Genomic DNA, 20,055 nt, shown 5'->3' with positions numbered 1-20,055 from the left:
GTCGCTGAAGAACATGGTCGTCAGCATCGCCTGGTTTTCTGCCAGGACCATTGGAAGCCTCTTAGGATCGAACATCCTTCAATCCTTCTCGCCGGCGCGGCAACCCCAACATGGACTTTACGGCGCTCCACCATCGGGGCGTCTTCGGTTCTCGCACCGCTTCGTTCGTTGCCCGCTCGGCGCCTGCGGGTTCAACTCTTGTCGCCATGGGCTGAACAAGAAACTCGATCCGTTTCATGAATGCGTTGCTGTCGAACCGTTTTGACGTTACCAGCGGACCATCGCCGGAAGGCTCCGTGTGGAAGAAAACCTCGAGATTGACCACTGGTATAGAGCGGATATTGCGCAGGAGATCGATCTCAGGTCGGGTCGTTATGGCGAAGGAATAATGATCCGAACGGAGTGCAATAAAAGCCTCCGGAAGCGTCGACACCGCCACGGCGTCATGCCCATGGCTCGCCAGTTTCGCGACGATCGCGTTGGCCGCAGCCGGGGGCAGAAACACAAGAATTTTCTTCGGGCGAATGGTCTCGATAGACATGGCGAATTCCTCATGCGGAGATGAGAAAATCTAGCCTTTGCCGGTGCAAGCGTGTGTTTGGTTTTGTTTGATTTTGTTGCGAGTGCTGCCACCTGCAGCCAGCGGCATCGACCGGGACAATGCACTCCGCAAGAGGCCGGCGTCGGGCTTTCACGCCTGCCCGCCGAAAACTCTCTACCGGATCCCAGGAGCCAATTTGAATGTCATTGACCAAGTCCTTTTTAAGCCGACCGCTGCGGGCCGCCTATCCGACATAGTGTTGGCAGCGCACAACTTGATACCTGATATCAGAAGAAGTCTCACCCGAGCGAATGCGAGGCCAGGGCATAGACTTTCGGGCTGTCATTTTGTCCGGTACCATAGCCGGCTGTCCCTTCAGTCACCATCGTCGTGAGGGTAGCGTAGATACCGAGCCCGCACTGCTGGACGAGTGCTGCAAACGGGCCAGTGTCGATATGCGTATCGAGGCGCAGGAACCCGTCGGCATGGGCGGCGATATGCGGGTAGGTGACGGTGATGGCGTCCTCGTCGTTGCCGGCGACCACCGGCCCGACAACATGTCCTCGTCCGAAGCGCCGACGCATCGAAAAGGCACGCAGCCGCGCGCCTTGGTATAGACCGTAGCAGATCGAACTCTCGAACAATCGCTGGAGATGCAGGCGGCGTTCAGTCCCGAAGGCCGGAGTATCGAAGGTGATGACCGCCTCCAGATCGCCGCGGTCCAGCCGTCTCAAAACGAGTCCTTCCTCCAGCGGCTGAGGCGGTATCGGCGCGATCACCGTACCCTGGCACTGATAAACCGTCTGCTTTGGCTTGAACCCCAGCGAAGCATAAAGCCGCCGAGCTTCCCGCGTCGAGTTAAGACGAATACGGTTGCGGCCACAGTCTGCCATGATCCGTTTCATCAGCCACCTGGCCGCCCCGTTGGTCTGCAGCCTCGGCGAGGTAATCAGCATCCCGAACGTGGCAAAACCCTCGCCATGAGGAAACCACATGCCTGAGGCTCCCACGCGGCCGATCTCGTCAAGCGCGACATACCCTTTCCCGATGTCGAGCAGATGCTGCCAGTCAGCTGCACGGTGGGGCCAGCCCACCGAAATTGACAATGACTGCAGCTTGGAGATTTCGACATTCGAGACGTCGGCAAGGCGCATCTCGAAATTATCGACAATCAAGGTTCCTGGTAATTCGCTATCCATCATTCTTCCAGCCGAGTTGAAATATCCTCCTGCGGGTCGCACCGATCGGATATCCCGGAGGTCACGTTAGTCGAGATCCCGCGAAACATTTCACTGCTGAAGCGAAGCCGAACACAAGATTTGACCGTATCGCGTCCACTTTCGGCAGCCATTGGTTTCTCCTGCCTCTAACCTTGCCTGCCAGGATTGGTTCGCATGCTCTGCGAAAGCAAGGTGTGGCGGCCACGAGGTCATGGCTTTGGAAGGCGGGAACAGTCGATGCGAGCTTTGGACATCCTGGAGAAGCTGGTCGGCTTTCCCTCGGTCGTCGGCACGCCCAACGGCAATATCGTCGAATGGATTGCGGACTATCTCAGATCCTTCGGGATCGCCGCGCATATCCTGCCGGGGCCTGAAGGTGACCGGGCCAATCTTTTTGCCACGATCGGTCCTGCCGACCAGCCGGGCTACATCCTGTCCGGACATATGGACGTGGTTCCGGCCGCCGAGGCCGGTTGGGGCAGCGATCCCTTTTCGTTGAGGAACGAGAAAGGCCGGCTCTACGGACGCGGAACAAGCGATATGAAGAGTTTTTTGTCGGCCGCTCTGGCAGCCGTGCCCGCGCTTCTCGCAAGTCCGCTTTCCCGCCCGGTCCACCTTGCCTTTTCCTACGACGAGGAAGCCGGTTGTCGGGGCGTGCCGCATCTTCTTGCCCGGTTGCAGGACCTGTGTGCCCCGCCGCTGGGTGCGATCATCGGGGAGCCGAGCGGAATGCGGGCCATCCTGGCTCACAAGGGAAAGGCGGCAGCCCGGGTAACGCTCAAGGGCCGTTCGGGCCACTCCTCCAGGCCGGATCTCGGCCTCAACGCGATCCATGCCATGACGGACGTGCAGCAGGCTGCGGTTGCCGCGGCCGTCGATCTTTCCCGGGGACCGTTCGAGGCAGAATTTGAGCCACCCTATTCCTCTCTGTCGATCGGCACGATCCGTGGCGGTCAGGCGGTCAACATCATTCCAGAAATCTGCAGCCTTGAACTGGAGGCCCGCGCCATCTCTTCGGTAGATCCCGAAGCGCTGCTTGCCCCGGTGCGGGCGGTTGCCGAAGCCTTGGCGATGAAAGGCTTCGATGTCGACTGGCAGGTTCTCAGCGCCTATCCGGCGCTGCTGCTGGCGCCAACCTCGCCCCTCGCCGGTCTTTTGCAAGATCTGGCGGGGATCGAGCCGCTGGCGGCGGTCAGCTACGGGACGGAGGCAGGTCTCTACCAGCGCGCCGGCGTGGATGCGATCATCTGCGGGCCTGGCGACATTGCCCGCGCCCATAAACCCAATGAATTCATTCTGGCGAGCGAACTCGACGACTGCCAGGCCATGATTGAGGCGCTTGGCCGGCATTGCCGTGCAGAACTCCAATGAGCAGGAACGTATCGCGACCATGACATTCCTCTTCAATTCCGATGCGGCCCGCGGCCGGATTTTCCAGGATGCCTTTGCTCGGGAAATCCCGGACCTGCCCTTCTCCATGGATCCGGCGACGGTGGATCCCGAACGGGTGCGCTATCTCATGACCTGGACAGTGCCGGAAAATCTGGCGCGCTACCGCAATCTCGAAGTGCTGTTTTCGACCGGCGCCGGTATCGACCAGTTCCGAACCGCCAGCGTGCCCGACCACGTGAAGATCGTGCGCATGGTCGAACAAGGCATCGTGCGGATGATGCAGGAATATGTGGTCCTCGGCGTCCTGTCGCTCCACCGCAACCTGCCGGCCTATCTGGCACAGCAGCAGGCGGAGGTCTGGAAGGTCCTGCCGCAGGCTCAGGCCGGAGAGCGCCGTATCGGCGTCCTGGGGCTTGGCAATCTCGGTCAGGCCGTGCTTGAGCGGCTGAAACCCTTCGGCTTTCCCTTGTCCGGCTGGAGTCGGTCCGCGCGAGAGATTGAAGGTGTCAGGTGTTTCTCCGGCGAGGATGGACTGACGACCATGGTTGCCGAGACCGATGTGCTGATCTGCCTGCTGCCGCTGACCGACAAGACCCGCGGTTTTCTCGACGCGGAACTTTTCGCTAGGTTGCCGGCGGGCGCCGGACTGGTTCATGTCGGACGTGGTCCGCAGCTCGATCAGGACGCGCTTCTCGCGGCACTCGACAGCGGGCACCTATCCGGCGCCGTAATCGACGTCACCGACCCGGAACCTCTGCCGGCTGGCCATCCCCTCTGGCATCACCCACGCATCCTGCTGACCCCGCATATTGCCAGCATCACCCAGCCGCATACCGCCGCACGCGCTGTCATCGACAATATCAAGCGGCTTCGCGCCGGGCTCGACCCGGTTGGCTTGATCGATCGGCAGCGCGGCTACTGAATCTTCAACTTCGAAAGGAATCCCATGTCGCTTCTCAAGACCATCGAGCCTCAGCCGTCCTTTGCACCGCGCGAAAACGTTCCCGCACCGGACCGACTGATCTCCGGCGATCCGCAGTTCAAGACCTGGGCGCAGGACGTAGCCCATGGCGAACTGGTGCATACCGGCGTCTGGGAAGCGACGCCCGGCGTCACACATTCGATCAAGGGCCAGACTTTCGAATTCTGCCACATCCTGTCCGGCGTCGTCGAACTCACCCCCGAAGGCGGCCAGCCCGTTGTCTACAAGGCGGGCGACAGTTTCGTCATGAAGCCGGGTTTTATCGGCGTCTGGAAAACCATCGAGACCGTCCGCAAGGTCTACGTCACCGTCACCCCTTGATAGGTGCGGCCGCGGCGCAGCCACCGCTTCCGGTCCGCTCCGCAGAATACGCCGTGATTGACCGCCAAAACGGATTTTTCCGCTGCGGCCTTTCGCTCTACCGGATCAAGCCGTTCCACCGATCCGGTAATATTGTCGTCCAGTGACCGGAGATAAGCCGATGAGCCTGAGTTTCGATCCCGACAGCCTGGCCCCGCCGATGGGACATTTCATCGGCGATCGCCTCGTGGCGGCCGAAGGCGTCATTGCAATGCACCGACCGTCCGACGGCAAGGCTTATGCCGATTGCCCCGTCGCCGATGCGGATCTCGTCGACCAGGCGGTGCAGACGGCGAAGGCGGCTCTGAAGCAAAGCAATTGGGGCGGCATCCGCCCGCGCGAGCGTGTGAAGGTGCTGCATCGCTGGGCCGATCTCATCGAACAGGACGCCGTGGCGCTTGCAAGGCTGGAAGCCGTCTCCTCCACTCGTCCGGTCGGCCACTTGGTCGAGGGTGACATCGCCGTCTCGGCCGAACAGATCCGCTTCTTCGCCGAATTCGCCGACAAGGAAGGCGGCGACCTGGTGCCGACCGACGATGGCAATCTCGGCATGATCATGACCGAACCCTATGGCGTCGTTGGCGCCATCACGCCCTGGAACTTCCCGATCAACATGGCCGCATGGAAACTCGGTCCGGCGCTTGCCGCCGGCAATGCCGTCGTGCTGAAGCCGTCCGAGATGACGCCGTTCTCGACTATCCGCCTGGCGGAACTCGCCGTGCGTGCCGGCATACCGGCCGGGTTGATCAACATCGTGCTCGGCGACGGCATGACTACCGGCAACGCCATCACCGGCCATCCCGATATCGCCAAGATAAGCTTTACAGGCTCCACCCGCGCCGGCTCGGCGATCATGGAAAACATCGCCCGCACCGGCATCAAGCCGATGACGCTGGAACTCGGCGGCAAGAGCCCGCAGCTGGTTTTCGCGGATGCCGATATCGACCGTGCCGCGGCGGCGGTTACCACCAGCATCACCAGCAATGCCGGCCAGGCATGTGTCGCCGGATCGCGCCTGATCGTCGAAAAAAGCGTCGCCGCGCCGCTGATCGAGGCAATCTTGAAGAAAATGAAAGGGATCGTGCCCGGCCCCACCTGGGATGCGGCGAGCCAGTATTCGCCGATCATCTCCGACAGGCAGCGCCAGCGCATTGGCGACATTGTCGCAGCCTCCGTTGCAGCCGGGGCGGAATGCCTGACGGGTGGCCGCCCCATGGACGCTCCCGGATATTTCTATTCCCCGACCCTGCTCACCGGCGTCGACCAGACGTCGCCGGCAGTGATCGAGGAGATCTTCGGGCCTGTTCTGACGCTGCAGACGTTCGAGGATGAGGAAGAAGCCATGATGCTTGCCGATCATCCAAGCTACGGGCTTGCCGCCGGCCTGTTTACCAGCGACCTTTCGCGGGCGATCCGCCTTACCCGCCGGCTGCAGGCCGGTACCATCTGGGTCAACCGCTACGGCCGCTCGCGCGACCACATCCTGCCGACCGGCGGTTACAAGCAGTCCGGCATCGGCAAGGATCTCGGCCGGGAAGCTTTCCACGCCAACCGCAAGAGCAAGAGCGTCTTGATCGGTCTTTAAGGACGAAGAACATGAAATCACACAGGATTGCCCTGATCCCAGGCGACGGCATCGGCCGCGACATGACAGCGGCCGCATGGTCGGTGCTGCAGAAGGCTGCCAACGGGCGCGGCTTTGCGCTTGAGGGCACGGAATTTCCCTGGTCCTGCGCCTTCTACAAGCAAACCGGCGCAATGATGCCGGCAGACGGGATCGAAACGTTGCGCAGCTTTAACGCGATCCTGCTTGGTGCCGTCGGCTGGCCGGCAGAAGTGCCGGATTCGGTGTCGCTGCATGGCCTGCTGCTGCCAATCCGCAAGAGTTTCGTGCAGTATGCCAACATCCGCCCTCACCGCCTGCTGGCCGGTGTCGAAGGACCGCTGAAAACGACCTCCTTCGACATTCTCTGCATCCGCGAGAACACCGAGGGCGAATATTCCGGCGCAGGCGGCCGTATCCATCAGGGCACGGCGGATGAAGTTGCCGTCGAGACGTCGATCTTTACCCGCAAGGGCGTTGAGCGCATCCTGCGTTTTGCCTTCGAACAGGCCCGATCGCGGCGCGGCAAGCTGGCCTCGGTGACCAAGTCGAACGCCCAGAAATATTCGATGGTGTTCTGGGACGACGTCACCCGGCAGCTTTCAGCGGAATATCCTGACGTCGAGGTCACCAGCTATCACATCGACGCCATGGCGGCGCGCATGGTGATGGCCCCGGAAACGCTCGACGTCGTGGTCGCTTCCAACCTGTTCGGCGATATCCTGACCGATCTCGGTGCTGCCATTCAGGGCGGCCTCGGTTTTGCCGCCTCGGCCAATATCAACCCCGAGCGCAATGCGCCTTCGATGTTCGAACCGGTGCATGGCTCGGCGCCCGACATCGCCCATCTCGGGATCGCCAACCCGATCGCCACGGTCTGGTCCGGCGCAATGATGCTCGATCATCTGGGCGAAAAGGATGCGGCGACCGCCGTCATGACGGCGATCGAAGCGGTCACGGAAAACGGCATCGGCACGGTTCCTGGCAAGGACCGGACGGACATCATCACTGCGGCGCTGCTCACCGCACTCTGAACATCGTATCGAGGATTGGACATATGCGAAATTTGAAGCTCCCCTCCCTGTTTCGGCAAGAAGGTCTGATCGGCGGCACCTGGGTTGGCGCCCGCTCCGGCAAGACCGTCGACGTCTTCGATCCGGCGAGCCAGGAGGTGATCGGCACCGTTCCCGACATGGGCGGCGACGAGACACGTGCGGCGATCGAGGCTGCCGAGAAGGCCTACCCGGCCTGGAAGAAGCGTACCCATGCAGAGCGCGCCGCCTTACTTGAAACCTGGTACGGCCTGATGATCGAACATCTCGAGGATCTGGCGCTGATGCTGACCACCGAACAGGGCAAACCGCTCGACGAGGCGCGCGGTGAAATCCGTTACGGCGCCTCCTTCGTCAAGTGGTTTGCGGAAGAGGCGCGCCACATCGGCGGTCAGACCATTCCTTCGCCGACGCCAGACCGCCGCATCATCGTCCTGAAGGAGCCGGTCGGCGTCTGTGGCATCATCACGCCCTGGAATTTTCCGAACGCGATGATCACCCGCAAGATCGCGCCGGCGCTCGCCGCGGGCTGTACCGTCGTGGTGAAACCTTCGGAATTCACCCCTTATTCGGCACTTGCGCTCGGCGTTCTCGCGGAAATGGCCGGCATCCCGGCAGGCGTCGTCAACATCGTCACCGGCATGCCGAAGGAAATCGGCAACGAGATCATGGCCAACACTGCCGTGCGGAAAATCTCGTTTACCGGCTCCACGCCGGTCGGTTCGCTGCTGATGCGCGGCGCGGCCGACAGTATCAAGCGGCTGTCGCTGGAACTCGGCGGGAATGCTCCCTTCATCGTCTTCGACGATGCGGATATCGACCTTGCCATCGAAGGGGCAATCATTTCGAAATTCCGCAATGGCGGCCAGACCTGCGTCTGCGCCAACCGCATTCTCGTGCAGGCAGGCATTTACGATCGCTTCGCCGAGAAGCTCACCGCCCGGGTGAATGCCATGAAGGTCGGCCCCGGAACCGAGCCGGGTGTTTCGATCGGCCCGATGATCAACGATGCCGCAATCGCCAAGATCAACCGCCATGTCGAGGATGCGCTCGCCAAAGGCGCGACAATCGTCACGGCCAAGGCCGATCTGCCGGCGGGTGGCCAATACACGGCTCCGATCGTGCTGACCGGAGCCACCACCGACATGCAGCTTGCCAGCGAAGAGACGTTCGGCCCGGTCGCGCCGCTCTTCCGTTTCGAGACCGAGGAAGAAGCGCTCGCCATTGCCAACGGCACGCCCTTCGGGCTCGCCGCCTATTTCTATACGGAAAGCCTCAAGCGGGCTTGGCGGGTCGGCGAGGCGCTGGAATTCGGGATGGTCGGGCTGAATACCGGCCTGATTTCGACCGAGGTCGCCCCGTTCGGCGGCGTCAAGCAGTCGGGCCTGGGGCGCGAGGGTTCGCAGCTCGGGATCGAGGAATATCTGGAAGTGAAGACTTTCCATATCGGCGGGCTCACCTGAGCCTGTTTCCGCACTTGGAACGCTTATCCAAAAAAGGTGGGTTGCAATCGCAACCCACCTTTTTTGTTCTCGGCGATGGCAAGAGTTCCGTTACTGGACCTTGTCGAGCATCTTGTAATAAAGCCCGACCAGCGGCAGGAACCACGGCTTGCCGAAATGACCCGGAACTGCCGGCCAGTCTAGCCCCTTGACGGGGTTTCTGTCCGGCCGGCCGAGGATCGCGTCGGCGATCGTCGTGCCGAGATGGGTTGCCAGCTGCGCACCATGGCCGGAATAACCCATCGCGTACCACAGCCCGTCATGGAAGCCCGCCCGCGGGTAACGATCCTTGGTGATGTCCACCAGACCGCCCCAGCAATAGTCGATCTCGACATGGGAAAGCTGCGGAAAGATACGGGTCAGGCTATCGCGAAGAATTGCGCCGCTCCTGGCATCGGAACGCTGGTCGGAGGTCGCCGAAAATCGAGCACGACCGCCGAAGATCAGCCGATTGTCCGGTGAAAGGCGCCAGTAATTGCCGATATTCATGCTGTTGACGCAGGTGCGGTTGCCCGGCATCGTCGCGGCGACTTCCTGCTCCGTCAGCGGCCGGGTGGCGATGATGAAACTGCCGACGGCCATGATCCGCCGGCGGAAATAACCGAAATTCGGTATCGTGTAGGCGCCGCTTGCCATCAGGACATTGTCGGCCGTGACGGAGCCTTGGGCAGTCTTCAGCAGATGTCGGCCGCCCGATTTCGAAACATCGGTAACCGTCGCCTTCTCGACGATGATTGCGCCGCGCCTTTTTGCCGCTTCGGCGAGGCCGACGACGTAGCGTCCCATATGCATCATGGCGCTCTTCTTCGACAACATCGCGCCGTGGAAAGGTGAACCGATCTCTTGGGCGAGGTCTTGGGGCGACAGCAATGCCGTATCCGGATCGACCTCCGCGTGAACCGCCTCGAAATTCCTGGCGAGCCCTTCGAAATGCTTCGGCTTGGAAGCAAGCTTCAGTTTGCCGGCGCGGCGGAAGTTGCAGTCGATGCCTTCCTCGGCGATGATCGCTTCCAGCGTATCGATCGAGGCGTCGAGGGCCTTGTAGAGCGCCATCGCGCGCTCCTTGCCGAGCTCCTGCTTGGCCGAGAGATAGCTGTGGGCAAGGCCGTTGTTCAGGTGGCCGCCGTTACGGCCGGACGCTCCGAAGCCGACCGTCTCCGCCTCCAGCACGATAACCTTCGCGCCGGCCATGGCGAGCTGACGCGCCGCGCCGAGCCCGGTAAAGCCGCCGCCGACCACGGCAACGTCGTAGTGACCTTCGATCGGCCCTTCCACGGCGCCCGTAAAACGGGGCGCCGTATCATGCCAGTAGGAGACATATTTCATCGGCTTCGGCCTTCCTTAGAGACCGACCACGCCCGGCAGGCCGGAAATGTCGGAGATTTCCACATAGCCATAGAAGGGGTTGGCCGGCTCGTGACCACGGTTGACCCAGACCTTGTTCTTGATGCCGAGGTCATGTGCCGACATCAGGTCGTAACGGAAGGACGAGGAGCAGTGAAGAATGTCTTCCGGGCCGCAGCCGAGCATATCGAACATGTACTCGAAGGCTTGAAAGCGCGGCTTGTAGGCGTTTGCCTGTTCCGCCGTATAGACGGCGTGGAACGGCGCGCCGAGCTTTGCGACGTTTGAGTGGATCTGGTCGTTCATCGCGTTCGAGAGGATGACGAGCGGGATTTCTTTGGCGACCTTGGCAAGACCGGCAGGAACATCCGCATGGGGACCCCATGTCGCGACGCGTTCATAGACCATCCTGGCGTCTTCATCCTTGAAGGCGACACCGTTTGCCTTGCAGCTGCGTTCCAGCGAGTTGTGGACGACGTCCGCATAAGGTTTCCAGTCGCCCAGGATCTCGTCCAACCGATAGGCTGCGAAATTCTTGATGAACTTCACCATGCGCGGCTCGTCGAGACGATCACCATAGAGGTCACGCGCAGCTTCGGCCATCTGGAAGTTGGTCAGCGTGCCGTAGCAGTCGAAGGTGATGTATTTCGGGCGGAACGTCGTCATGCGCTTGGTCCTTGCGTAATGGCCCATCGAGCCTTTCGGTTGACGACATGATCATAAAGCCGCTTCGGGCAGCCGAGCCGACTGATTTCCCCCTATCCGAAGCAGAAAGTTTCGTATCGTGGCGCCGGTTTGGCATTTGGTTGCAGATCGTGGCCGGCGTGGCGGCCGACGACCAGGCTTTTTTCGACCATGATTGCGGACGCGCGGCATAAGATGCGGTCCCGAGCCGCCGGTTTGGCGAAAGATACCGCCGCCGGCCCCGCCTTCGGATAATCGTCCGGCCCCTTCCCCTCGAAACTCGAAGCTCAAAACGGAGAGCATCGTCCATGCCCGTCGGGGACATCGAAACCATACCTTTCGGCATCGAGCACCTGGATCGCGCCATCCACCTTTCGCGCGAAGCCGGCTGGCCGCACCGCCTGCAGGACTGGCAGGTCGCCCTGCATCTGAGCGAGGGCATGGTCGCGTTGGACGAGACCGGCGAAGTAGTCGGCACGGCATTGATGACCCCCTACGGCGATGACTGCGCCACCATCAACATGGTAATCGTCGGCGCCAACCTGCGTGGCCGTGGCGTCGGACGACGCTTGATGGACGCCGTCCTCAGACTTGGTGGCGAGCGGCCGCTTCGGCTGATCGCCACCTCCGATGGCTTGCCGCTTTATGAAAAGCTGGGTTTCCGGAAGACCGGCGCGGTTTTCCAGCATCAGGGCACCGTCGGCGAAGTGCCGGCGCCCACCGACACCGAGACCGCCATGGCTGCCGATCTCGCCGAGATTACCGCCATCGATCGCGACGCCTTTGGCGTCGCCCGTTCGGCGCTGATCGCAAAATTTGCCGAAATCGGCGAGTTCGCCGTGATCCGCCGCAATGGCAAGATCGCAGGGTTTGCCTGCATCAGGGCGTTCGGTCGCGGCGAGGTCATCGGACCCGTCGTCGCGACGGATCTCGAGGATGCCAAGGCGCTCGTCAGCCATTTCATGAGCCGCCGGACCGGTGCCTTCCTCAGGGTCGATACCGGCGATGCCGGCCTCGCCGCGTGGCTGGCCGAGCATTCGCTCGCCCATGCGGGCGGCGGCATCGCAATGGCACGCCCGGTCGTGGCCCGTCCCGCTACCTCGACATTCACCACCTTTGCCCTGGCCAACCAAGCCCTCGGCTGATCCGGAGACAACCATGCTCAGCAATTCCCTCATCGAACTCGATCGCGCCCATCTCGTCCACCCCGTCGCGTCTTATCGCGGCCATGAAAAGCAGGGCGTGCGGGTGCTCGCCTCGGGCAAGGGCGCGACCGTCACCGACGCGCAAGGGCACCAGCTGATCGACGGCTTTGCCGGCCTCTGGTGCGTCAATGCCGGTTACGGGCATGAATCGATCGTCGAGGCCGCGGCCCGTCAGATGCGGGAGCTTCCCTATGCGACGGCCTATTTCGGCCTCGGTTCCGAGCCGGCCATCCGGCTTGCCGCCGAGCTTGCCGACCGTGCGCCGGGCGATCTCGATCATGTCTACTTCACGCTCGGCGGCTCGGACGCCGTCGACAGCACGATCCGCTTCATCCGTTATTACTGGATTGCCAAGGGTCAGCCACAGCGCGATCAGTTCATTTCGATCGAACAGGGTTATCACGGTTCCTCCACGGTTGGCGCCGGCCTGACGGCGCTGCCGAACTTCCATGCCGGCTTCGGCATTCCCTTCGACTGGCAGCACAAGATCCCGTCGCCTTATCCCTATCGCAACCCGGTCGGCGAGGATCCGAAATCGATCCTCGAAGCGTCGCTTGCTGCGCTGAAAGCGAAGATCGAGGCAGTCGGCGCCGATCGCGTGGCGGCCTTCTATGCAGAGCCGATCCAGGGCTCCGGCGGCGTCATCGTCCCGCCCAGGGGCTGGATGAAGGCGATCCGCAACCTCTGCAAGGAATACGGCATCCTGTTCGTCGCCGACGAGGTGATTACCGGCTTCGGGCGCACCGGGCCGCTGTTTGCCTGCAGCGAGGATGACATCGTCCCCGATTTCATGACGACGGCCAAGGGCCTGACCTCGGGTTATGTTCCAATGGGCGCCGTGCTCATGGCGGATCATGTCTACCAGGTGATCGCCGATGGCGCCGGTGCCTCGGCGGTCGGGCATGGTTACACTTATTCGGCCCATCCTGTCAGCGCCGCCGTGGGTCTGGAAGTGCTGAGGCTCTACGAAGGCGGGCTGCTCGAGAATGGGATCAAGGCCGGTGCCCGGCTTATGGCAGGTCTCGAAAGCCTCAAGTCCCACCCGCTGGTCGGCGATGTCCGGGGTCGCGGCATGCTGGCGGCCATCGAGCTGGTGACCGATAAGGCAGCCAAGACGCCTCTTCCGGCCGAAGCCGCGCCGGCCCGCCGGGTATTCGACCGCGCCTGGGACAATGGCCTGGTAATCCGGGCCTTCGCCAACGGCGTCATCGGATATGCGCCGCCGCTCTGCTGCACGGAGGCGGATATCGACGCGATTATCGAACGCACCGCAAAGACACTGGATCAGACCCTGGAAGATCCCGATGTCCGCCGCGCGGTGAAGGGCTGACCCGGCCTTGGGGCTGCCGGCTGAAATATCGTCGGCAGCTCGATTTCGAAATTTTGTGCCGAGCTGCCCTGCCGATTCGGCGAAAACCGTTCCACCGAACTGTCACTATTGCAGTCAATGAGGGCCTCAGGCCCCCGAAAATCCAGCATTTTCGATAGAAGAACGTCTAGGCCGGGAACAGCATATTCTTTCGCAGGTGGCGTTTATGCCAGCAGCATCAACTGGGGATATGGAATTGACGAAAGCTCTTCCGGAATTCAAGTACATGACCTTCGACGTGGTCGGGACGCTCATCGATTTCGAGGGCGGTCTGACGTCTTGCCTGCAGGACATCGCCGCCGAAGCCAATGTCGCCATCGACAGCGAAGAGGCGCTTTCTCTCTATCGCGCCGCCCGGTATTCCGGAGATGCCGATCTTTTCCCCGATGATTTGGTGCGCGTCTATCTTGCGATTGCGCCGAGGCTCGGACTGCCGGCTGAGGAGGCCTATGGCATTCGCCTGCGGGATTCCGCCAAGATCTGGAAGGCTTTCCCCGACAGTGCCGCAGCGATGGCACAGCTTGGCCGGCGTTATCGCCTGATCGCCATGACCAATGCGCGCCGCTGGGCTTTCGACTATTTCGCAGCAGCGCTCGGCAATCCATTTTATGCCGCTTTCACCGCCGACGACACCGGTACGGAAAAGCCCGATCCGGCCTTCTTCCACAAGGTGTTCGACTTCGTTGCCAAGGATGGGGGCGACAAGAGCGACATCCTGCATGTCGCCCAGAGCCAGTATCACGACATTGGCGTTTCCCGCGATCTTGGGATGACGAATTGCTGGATCCAGCGTCGACATGCGCAGCCTGGCTACGGCGGCACGATCGAACCGTCGCAGTTCACCGAACCCGACTATCATTTCACGTCCATGGCCGGATTGGCCGAAGCCGTGAGGACCGCGCACGGCAACTGACGGAATTCACGATTTTTCAAGCATCGGGCCAAACCACGGAAGATGGGTTGCCCGCCAACCAGCGAAAAGGGGAATGACATGAACGACAAGATCACGAACTGGACCACGTCCGACGACGCAATGATCGAGAACGCCATCCGCCGGGGCGCAAGCCGCCGCGAACTGCTGACGACGCTGTTGGCGGGTGGCGTCGCACTTTCCGCAGGTGGCTTGACCCTCGGCCGGGCTTCCAGCGCGGTGGCGGCCGCCCCGAAGTCAGGCGGGCATTTGAAGGCGGCAGGCTGGTCGTCGTCGACCGCCGATACACTTGACCCAGCCAAGGCATCGTTGTCGACCGACTATGTCCGCTGCTGCGCAATCTACAATCGCCTGACCTTCCTTGATAAGGCTGGCAGCGTTCAGATGGAACTCGCCGAAAGCATCAAGAGTGGAGACGCCAAGGTCTGGACCGTCAAGCTTCGCTCCGGCGTCACCTTCCACGACGGCAAGTCGCTGTCGTCGAAAGACGTCGTCTTCTCGCTGAAGCGGCATCTCGATCCTGCCGTCGGCTCCAAGGTCAACGCGATCGCCAAGCAGATCACCGACGTCAAGGACGTCGATCCGCTGACGGTCGAGATTACCCTGGCCAACCCGAATGCCGACTTGCCGACCATCCTGTCGCAGCACCATTTCATGATCGTGCAGGACGGCACGACCGACTTTTCGAAGGGCATCGGTACCGGCGCGTTCAAGATGGAAACCTTCCAGCCGGGGGTGAAATCGATCTTCACCAAGAACCCCAACTACTTCAAGGCAGGCGGCGCCCACGTCGATTCGTTCGAGTTCTTTGCCATCAGCGACGACAACGCACGCGTCAACGCTCTGCTTTCGGGAGACATCCATCTGGCTGCGTCGATCAAGCCGCGCTCGATGAAGCTGGTGGAAAGCCAGCCCGGCTTCGTGCTGTCGCAGACGACCTCGGGCAATTATACCGACCTCAACATCCGTCTCGATCTCGCCCCCGGCGACAAGGCCGATTTCGCGGCCGGCATGAAATATCTGATCAACCGGCAGCAGATTCAGAAATCCGTCTTGCGCGGCCTTGCCGAAATCGCAAACGACCAGCCGGTCTCCCCGGCCAGCGTCTATCACAATGCGGAACTGAAACCGAAAGCCTATGATCCGGACAAGGCGAAGTTCCATTTCCAGAAGGCCGGCCTGCTTGGCCAGTCCATCCCGATGATCACGTCGGAAGCGCCGACCGCGGGGGTGGAAATGGCGACGATCGTCCAGCAGTCGGCCTCGGAGATCGGCATGAAGTTCGACGTTCAGCGCGTTCCGTCCGACGGCTACTGGTCGAATTACTGGCTGAAGGCACCGGTTCACTTCGGCAACATCAATCCGCGGCCGACCCCGGACATCCTGTTTTCGCTTCTCTACGCCTCCAATGCACCGTGGAATGAAAGCCAGTACAAATCGGAGAAATTCGATAATATGCTCGTCGAAGCGCGCGGTCTTCTCGACGAGGCCAAGCGCAAGGAAATCTACGGCCAGATGCAGGTGATGATTTCCGAGGAAGCCGGTACGGTCATCCCGGTCTACATTTCGAACGTGGATGCGATCTCGGGGAAATTGAAGGGGCTTGAAGCCAACCCGCTCGGCGGCATGATGGGTTACGCCTTTGCCGAATACGTCTGGCTTGACGCCTGAGGCTTGACCCTTGGCGGCAGGGGGAAGCTTCTTCTGCCGCCGCGGTTGCGCCTGATAGTACTGTCCCTGGTTCGTCCACGGATGGTGCCGGCTATCTCGAACTTTTCAGGCAAGGAAACCCTATTGCGCACCTATGTCCTTGGACTCATCACGAACCGTCTCGGCAGTTCCGCCCTGACGCTGCTGATCGTGTCCTTCGCGGTCTTTTTCGCAACGGCAATGCTTCCGGGCGATACCGCCACGATCCTGCTCGGTCAGGCTGCGACGCCGGAAGCCGTTGCCGGTCTCAGGGCCGCAATGCATCTCGACGAACCTGCCTTCCTCCGTTTCGGGCGATGGCTCATCGGCCTGCTGCAGGGGGATCTGGGGACCTCCTATGTCAACAATTTACCGGTCGCACAACTGATTGGGGCGCGGTTCGTCAACACGATGCGCCTTGCCGGCATCGTCACTCTTTTTGCGGTTCCCCTGTCGCTGACGCTTGGCATCACCGCCGCGATGTTTCGCGGCTCGGTCTACGACCGCATCGTCACAGTCCTGACCATCGGCATCATCTCGGTGCCCGAGTTCATGATTGCGACCTCGGCCGTACTTCTGTTCTCCGTCTATCTCAAATGGCTGCCGGCGCTGTCTTTCACCAGCGACGTCACATCCTTCTGGCAGGTGCTGAAGATCTACGCCATGCCGGTCTTCACGCTCACCTTCGTCGTCTCGGCCCAGATGATCCGCATGACCCGCGCCGCCGTCATCGATACGATCAACACCCCCTATGTGGAGGCCGCGATCCTCAAGGGCGCGTCACGCTGGCGTGCAGTCCTGCTACACGCACTGCCGAACGCGGTCGGCCCGATCGCCAATGCGATTGCGCTTTCGCTCTCCTACCTGGTCGGCGGCGTCATCATCGTCGAGACGATCTTCAACTATCCCGGCGTCGCGAAGCTGATGGTCGATGGCGTCTCCACCCGGGATCTCCCGCTCATTCAATCCTGCGCCATCATTTTCTGCGTCGGCTACCTCGCACTCATCACATTCGCCGACATTGTTGCAATCCTTGCCAATCCGAGGGTGCGCTGACCATGACGACGTCCACGACACTGGGCCGCAGAGTAAGTTATCGTTTCAGCTGGGTTGGGATGATCGGCTTTACGATCATTCTCTTCTGGGCGGTTATCGCCCTTCTCGCGCCCCATATCATTCCGTATCCCGTCGGCGAGATCATCGACGACGACTATTTCGGCCCGATCAGCAGCAAACTGCTTCTCGGCTCCGACTATCTGGGCCGGGACATGTTCTCGCGCATCATCATGGGCGCCCGCTACACGGTCGGCATCTCGCTTGCCGCCGTCTGTCTCGCGTGTTTCAGTGGTGCCGCGCTCGGCATGGCGGCTGCCGTCATTGGTGGCTGGTTCGATACGCTGCTGAGCCGGTTGCTCGACGCGCTCAACTCAATTCCAAGCAAGCTTTCCGGTCTGGTCGTCGCTGCCGCCGTCGGGTCGTCGCTTCCCGTGCTGATCATCATGCTCGCCGTGATCTACACGCCCGGCGCCTATCGGTTTGCCCGGTCGCTTGCCGTAAACGTCAATACGATGGACTATATCACGGTTGCCCGAACCCGTGGCGAGGGCATTCCTTACGTCGTCTTTTCGGAGATCCTGCCGAACATCACGGGGCCGCTGCTCGCCGATTTCGGCATCCGCTTCGTGTTCATCGTCCTCCTTCTCTCCGGGCTTTCCTTCCTCGGCCTCGGCGTCCAGCCGCCTTATGCGGATTGGGGAGCGCTGGTTCACGAGAATATCGGTGGCCTGCCATTCGGGGCGCCGGCCGTCATCGTTCCCTCGCTGGCGATTGCGAGCCTCACCATCAGCGTCAACCTGCTGATCGACAATCTGCCCAAGAAGATTCGCGATCGGAGCGCGTGAATGGAAAATCTCGTTGAAATCCGCGATCTGAGGGTAGAGGCAACGACCGATGCGGGCCGCCGCATCGAGATTATCAAAGGCGTCGACCTCGATGTCGCGCCCGGCGAAATCGTCGCCCTGATCGGTGAAAGCGGATCGGGCAAGACGACGATCGCGCTGACGATCATGGGTTATGCCCGCCCCGGCTGTCGGATCTCGAGCGGCAGCGTCACGGTGGCCGGCAAGGATATGATGACGCTAAGCGAGCGGCAGCGCGCACATGTGCGTGGCCTCGAGGTCTCCTATGTGCCGCAGTCCGCCGCGGCCGCATTCAACCCGTCGAAGCGCATCATCGACCAAGTCGTCGAAGTGACGCGCATCCATCGGCTGATGCCGCTAGCGCAGGCCAGAGAGAAGGCAATTTCCCTGTTTCGGGCGCTTTCGCTGCCCAATCCCGAGGAGATCGGCAACCGTTACCCGCATCAGGTTTCCGGTGGCCAGTTGCAGCGTCTTGCCGCCGCGATGGCGCTTATCGCCGATCCGAAGCTCGTCATATTCGACGAGCCGACCACCGCGCTCGACGTGACAACCCAGATCGAGGTGTTGCGGGCCTTCAAGGCCGTGATGAAGAAAAGCGGCATCGCCGGCGTCTATGTATCCCACGATCTCGCGGTCGTCGCACAGATTGCCGACCGCATCGTCGTGCTGCGGGGCGGCGATGTGCAGGAAGTCGGCAATACCRCCGACATCCTGTCCGATGCCAAGCATCCTTATACACGCGAGCTGCTGTCGGCCTTTGAACCAAAGTCTCGCGGCGAAAGTGCCGTTGTTGCAGCCCCGGAACACACGCCGCTCCTGAAGGTCAATGGCCTGATTGCCGGATACGGTCCGGTCCAGGCCGACGGTCTGCCGCTCGTCAAGGCCGTGCAGGAGGCAAACCTTTCCCTGGAACGAGGCCGCAATCTCGGCATCATCGGTGAATCCGGCTGCGGAAAGTCGACGCTTGCACGCTCGATTGCCGGTATCCTCCCCGCATCAGCCGGCCAACTGACCCTCGACGGGCGCGAACTTGCCCGCTCCGTCGGTCAGAGAAGCCGGGAGCAATTGCGCGAGCTGCAGATCGTCTTCCAGCATGCGGACACCTCGCTCAATCCGGCAAAGACGGTCGAGGAAATTCTCGGGCGGCCGCTGAAATTCTACCACGGCATGAAAGGCAAGGTTCGGGATGCCCGGATCGACGCGCTTCTCGACATGGTCCGCCTGCCGAAGACGCTTCGCAGCCGAACCCCCGCCGAGCTTTCCGGCGGTCAGAAACAGCGCGTCAATTTTGCCCGAGCGCTCGCCGCCGAGCCGAAACTGATCGTCTGCGACGAGATCACCTCCGCCCTCGACACCGTCGTTGCTGCGGCTGTCATCGATCTCCTGAAGGAAATGCAGCGGGAGCTTTCCCTCTCTTACATCTTCATCAGCCACGATCTGTCGGTTGTCGAAGCGATCTGCGACGAGATCGTCGTGATGTATAACGGCCGCAAGGTCGAGGCAATCACGCCTGCGATCTCGAAGGTCCCGCAGCACCCCTATTCGAAACTGCTGTTCTCGTCCGTGCCGAAGCTCGATCCGGGCTGGCTCGATCGTCTGGAGCGTGATCCCGAGCTCGTCAAAACCTATGTGCACGGCTGAGGCGGCAATTGCCGTCTCATTTCCGCGGATAATAATTATTGGCTGGGAGCATGCCGCGGCTATACCAGAAACAGGCTGGTAAGCGGCATATGCGCTTTGACGATCGGCGACTTCAGGACAACGAAGCTGAAATATTTGTCGATGCCGATATCCATATCGGTCAGCCGTTCCATGATGGTCTGATATTCGCCGATACCGGCGGTGACGAACTTGAGCATATAGTCGTATCCCCCCGACACCAGGTGGCATTCGATCACCTGGTCGACTTTTTCCACGGCTGCGAGAAAACGCGCGAAGTCGATCTGGCGATGGTTTTTGAGCGTGACCTCGGTGAAGACCGTCAGGGTCTGGCCAAGCTTGCCGATATTGATCTGGGCCGAATAACCCTGGATATAACCTTCCTGCTGAAGCTTTTTGACGCGCATCAGGCAGGGGCTGGGTGAAAGATTGACCAGTTCGGCAAGCTCGACATTGGTGATGCGGCCGTTCTTCTGCAGCTCATAGAGGATCTTGATGTCGATACGATCGAGCTTCACGTGTGGACATCTCCCAAGGCCGGCAGCATTTTATGCCGCGAAAGTTCGAGATCGACTTTAACACTATGGCTTCTCTTGTCTATTT

General features: G+C 61.3%; 18 protein-coding genes. 13 read left to right on the top strand and 5 right to left on the bottom strand.

Going from position 1 to position 20,055, the window contains the following annotated elements:
* Positions 1-61 precede the first annotated feature (61 nt).
* Together AC1D3C_RS05845 and AC1D3C_RS05840 are read right to left on the bottom strand one after the other, a co-directional pair.
* Entirely contained in the window at positions 62-541 is a 480-nt protein-coding gene (locus tag AC1D3C_RS05845; protein ID WP_477482199.1) for a hypothetical protein, read from the bottom strand.
* 299 nt (positions 542-840) lie between these two features.
* Complete coding sequence (locus AC1D3C_RS05840) at positions 841-1,740, bottom strand: GNAT family N-acetyltransferase (RefSeq protein WP_477482369.1); 900 nt, start codon at positions 1,738-1,740, stop codon at positions 841-843.
* Positions 1,741-1,998: 258 nt separating this feature from the next.
* Here AC1D3C_RS05840 and argE point away from each other — a divergent pair, with 258 nt between their 5' ends.
* The 6 genes from argE (at position 1,999) to AC1D3C_RS05810 (ending at position 8,613) form a co-directional block, all read left to right on the top strand.
* Entirely contained in the window at positions 1,999-3,132 is a 1,134-nt protein-coding gene (gene argE, locus AC1D3C_RS05835) for an acetylornithine deacetylase (RefSeq protein WP_477482198.1), read from the top strand.
* Positions 3,133-3,151: 19 nt separating this feature from the next.
* A complete protein-coding gene (locus AC1D3C_RS05830; protein WP_477482368.1) occupies positions 3,152-4,075 on the top strand; it encodes a 2-hydroxyacid dehydrogenase in 924 nt (307 codons plus the stop codon).
* Positions 4,076-4,099: 24 nt separating this feature from the next.
* Positions 4,100-4,456 (top strand): cupin domain-containing protein, encoded by a 357-nt coding sequence (locus AC1D3C_RS05825; RefSeq protein WP_041365006.1) that lies wholly within the window; start codon positions 4,100-4,102, stop codon positions 4,454-4,456.
* A gap of 160 nt (positions 4,457-4,616) precedes the next feature.
* On the top strand, positions 4,617-6,080 hold the full coding sequence (locus AC1D3C_RS05820; RefSeq protein ID WP_477482197.1) for an aldehyde dehydrogenase family protein: 1,464 nt from the start codon (positions 4,617-4,619) through the stop codon (positions 6,078-6,080).
* Between the two features lie 11 nt (positions 6,081-6,091).
* Positions 6,092-7,132, top strand: a complete 1,041-nt coding sequence (locus tag AC1D3C_RS05815) for a tartrate dehydrogenase (protein ID WP_477482196.1) — start codon at positions 6,092-6,094, stop codon at positions 7,130-7,132.
* A gap of 23 nt (positions 7,133-7,155) precedes the next feature.
* Positions 7,156-8,613: an NAD-dependent succinate-semialdehyde dehydrogenase gene (locus AC1D3C_RS05810; RefSeq protein WP_477482195.1), complete on the top strand. Its 1,458-nt coding sequence runs from the start codon at positions 7,156-7,158 to the stop codon at positions 8,611-8,613.
* A gap of 90 nt (positions 8,614-8,703) precedes the next feature.
* On the opposite strand, the gene AC1D3C_RS05805 is transcribed toward AC1D3C_RS05810, so the two are convergent.
* Together AC1D3C_RS05805 and AC1D3C_RS05800 are read right to left on the bottom strand one after the other, a co-directional pair.
* Positions 8,704-9,978 carry an NAD(P)/FAD-dependent oxidoreductase gene (locus AC1D3C_RS05805; RefSeq protein ID WP_477482194.1) on the bottom strand — a complete coding sequence of 425 codons (1,275 nt, stop codon included), beginning with the start codon at positions 9,976-9,978 and terminating at the stop codon, positions 8,704-8,706.
* Positions 9,979-9,993: 15 nt separating this feature from the next.
* Positions 9,994-10,662 (bottom strand): haloacid dehalogenase type II, encoded by a 669-nt coding sequence (locus AC1D3C_RS05800; RefSeq protein ID WP_477482193.1) that lies wholly within the window; start codon positions 10,660-10,662, stop codon positions 9,994-9,996.
* Between the two features lie 326 nt (positions 10,663-10,988).
* On the opposite strand from AC1D3C_RS05800, the gene AC1D3C_RS05795 reads away from it, so the two are divergent.
* From AC1D3C_RS05795 to AC1D3C_RS05765, 7 genes are all read left to right on the top strand, one after another.
* Positions 10,989-11,825, top strand: a complete 837-nt coding sequence (locus AC1D3C_RS05795; RefSeq protein WP_040124984.1) for a GNAT family N-acetyltransferase — start codon at positions 10,989-10,991, stop codon at positions 11,823-11,825.
* A gap of 13 nt (positions 11,826-11,838) precedes the next feature.
* Complete coding sequence (locus tag AC1D3C_RS05790) at positions 11,839-13,215, top strand: aminotransferase class III-fold pyridoxal phosphate-dependent enzyme (RefSeq protein ID WP_477482192.1); 1,377 nt, start codon at positions 11,839-11,841, stop codon at positions 13,213-13,215.
* 235 nt (positions 13,216-13,450) lie between these two features.
* The gene (locus tag AC1D3C_RS05785; protein WP_477482191.1) at positions 13,451-14,167 is read left to right on the top strand and encodes an HAD-IA family hydrolase; all 717 of its coding nucleotides are present in this window, start codon (positions 13,451-13,453) and stop codon (positions 14,165-14,167) included.
* A gap of 78 nt (positions 14,168-14,245) precedes the next feature.
* Positions 14,246-15,856, top strand: a complete 1,611-nt coding sequence (locus tag AC1D3C_RS05780; protein WP_477482190.1) for an ABC transporter substrate-binding protein — start codon at positions 14,246-14,248, stop codon at positions 15,854-15,856.
* Positions 15,857-15,979: 123 nt separating this feature from the next.
* On the top strand, positions 15,980-16,930 hold the full coding sequence (locus AC1D3C_RS05775; RefSeq protein WP_247033441.1) for an ABC transporter permease: 951 nt from the start codon (positions 15,980-15,982) through the stop codon (positions 16,928-16,930).
* On the top strand, positions 16,927-17,775 hold the full coding sequence (locus tag AC1D3C_RS05770; RefSeq protein ID WP_247033451.1) for an ABC transporter permease: 849 nt from the start codon (positions 16,927-16,929) through the stop codon (positions 17,773-17,775). The genes AC1D3C_RS05775 and AC1D3C_RS05770 overlap by 4 nt, the downstream gene beginning before the upstream one ends.
* Positions 17,776-19,434 carry an ABC transporter ATP-binding protein gene (locus AC1D3C_RS05765; RefSeq protein WP_477482189.1) on the top strand — a complete coding sequence of 553 codons (1,659 nt, stop codon included), beginning with the start codon at positions 17,776-17,778 and terminating at the stop codon, positions 19,432-19,434.
* A gap of 59 nt (positions 19,435-19,493) precedes the next feature.
* On the opposite strand, the gene AC1D3C_RS05760 is transcribed toward AC1D3C_RS05765, so the two are convergent.
* Positions 19,494-19,970, bottom strand: a complete 477-nt coding sequence (locus tag AC1D3C_RS05760; RefSeq protein WP_040124996.1) for an Lrp/AsnC family transcriptional regulator — start codon at positions 19,968-19,970, stop codon at positions 19,494-19,496.
* Positions 19,971-20,055: the final 85 nt, after the last annotated feature.

The organism is Neorhizobium sp. P1_A6, from assembly GCF_056406795.1.
The sequence above is the reverse complement of the archived record's forward strand: the minus strand, read 5'-3'. Positions and strand labels throughout refer to the sequence as shown.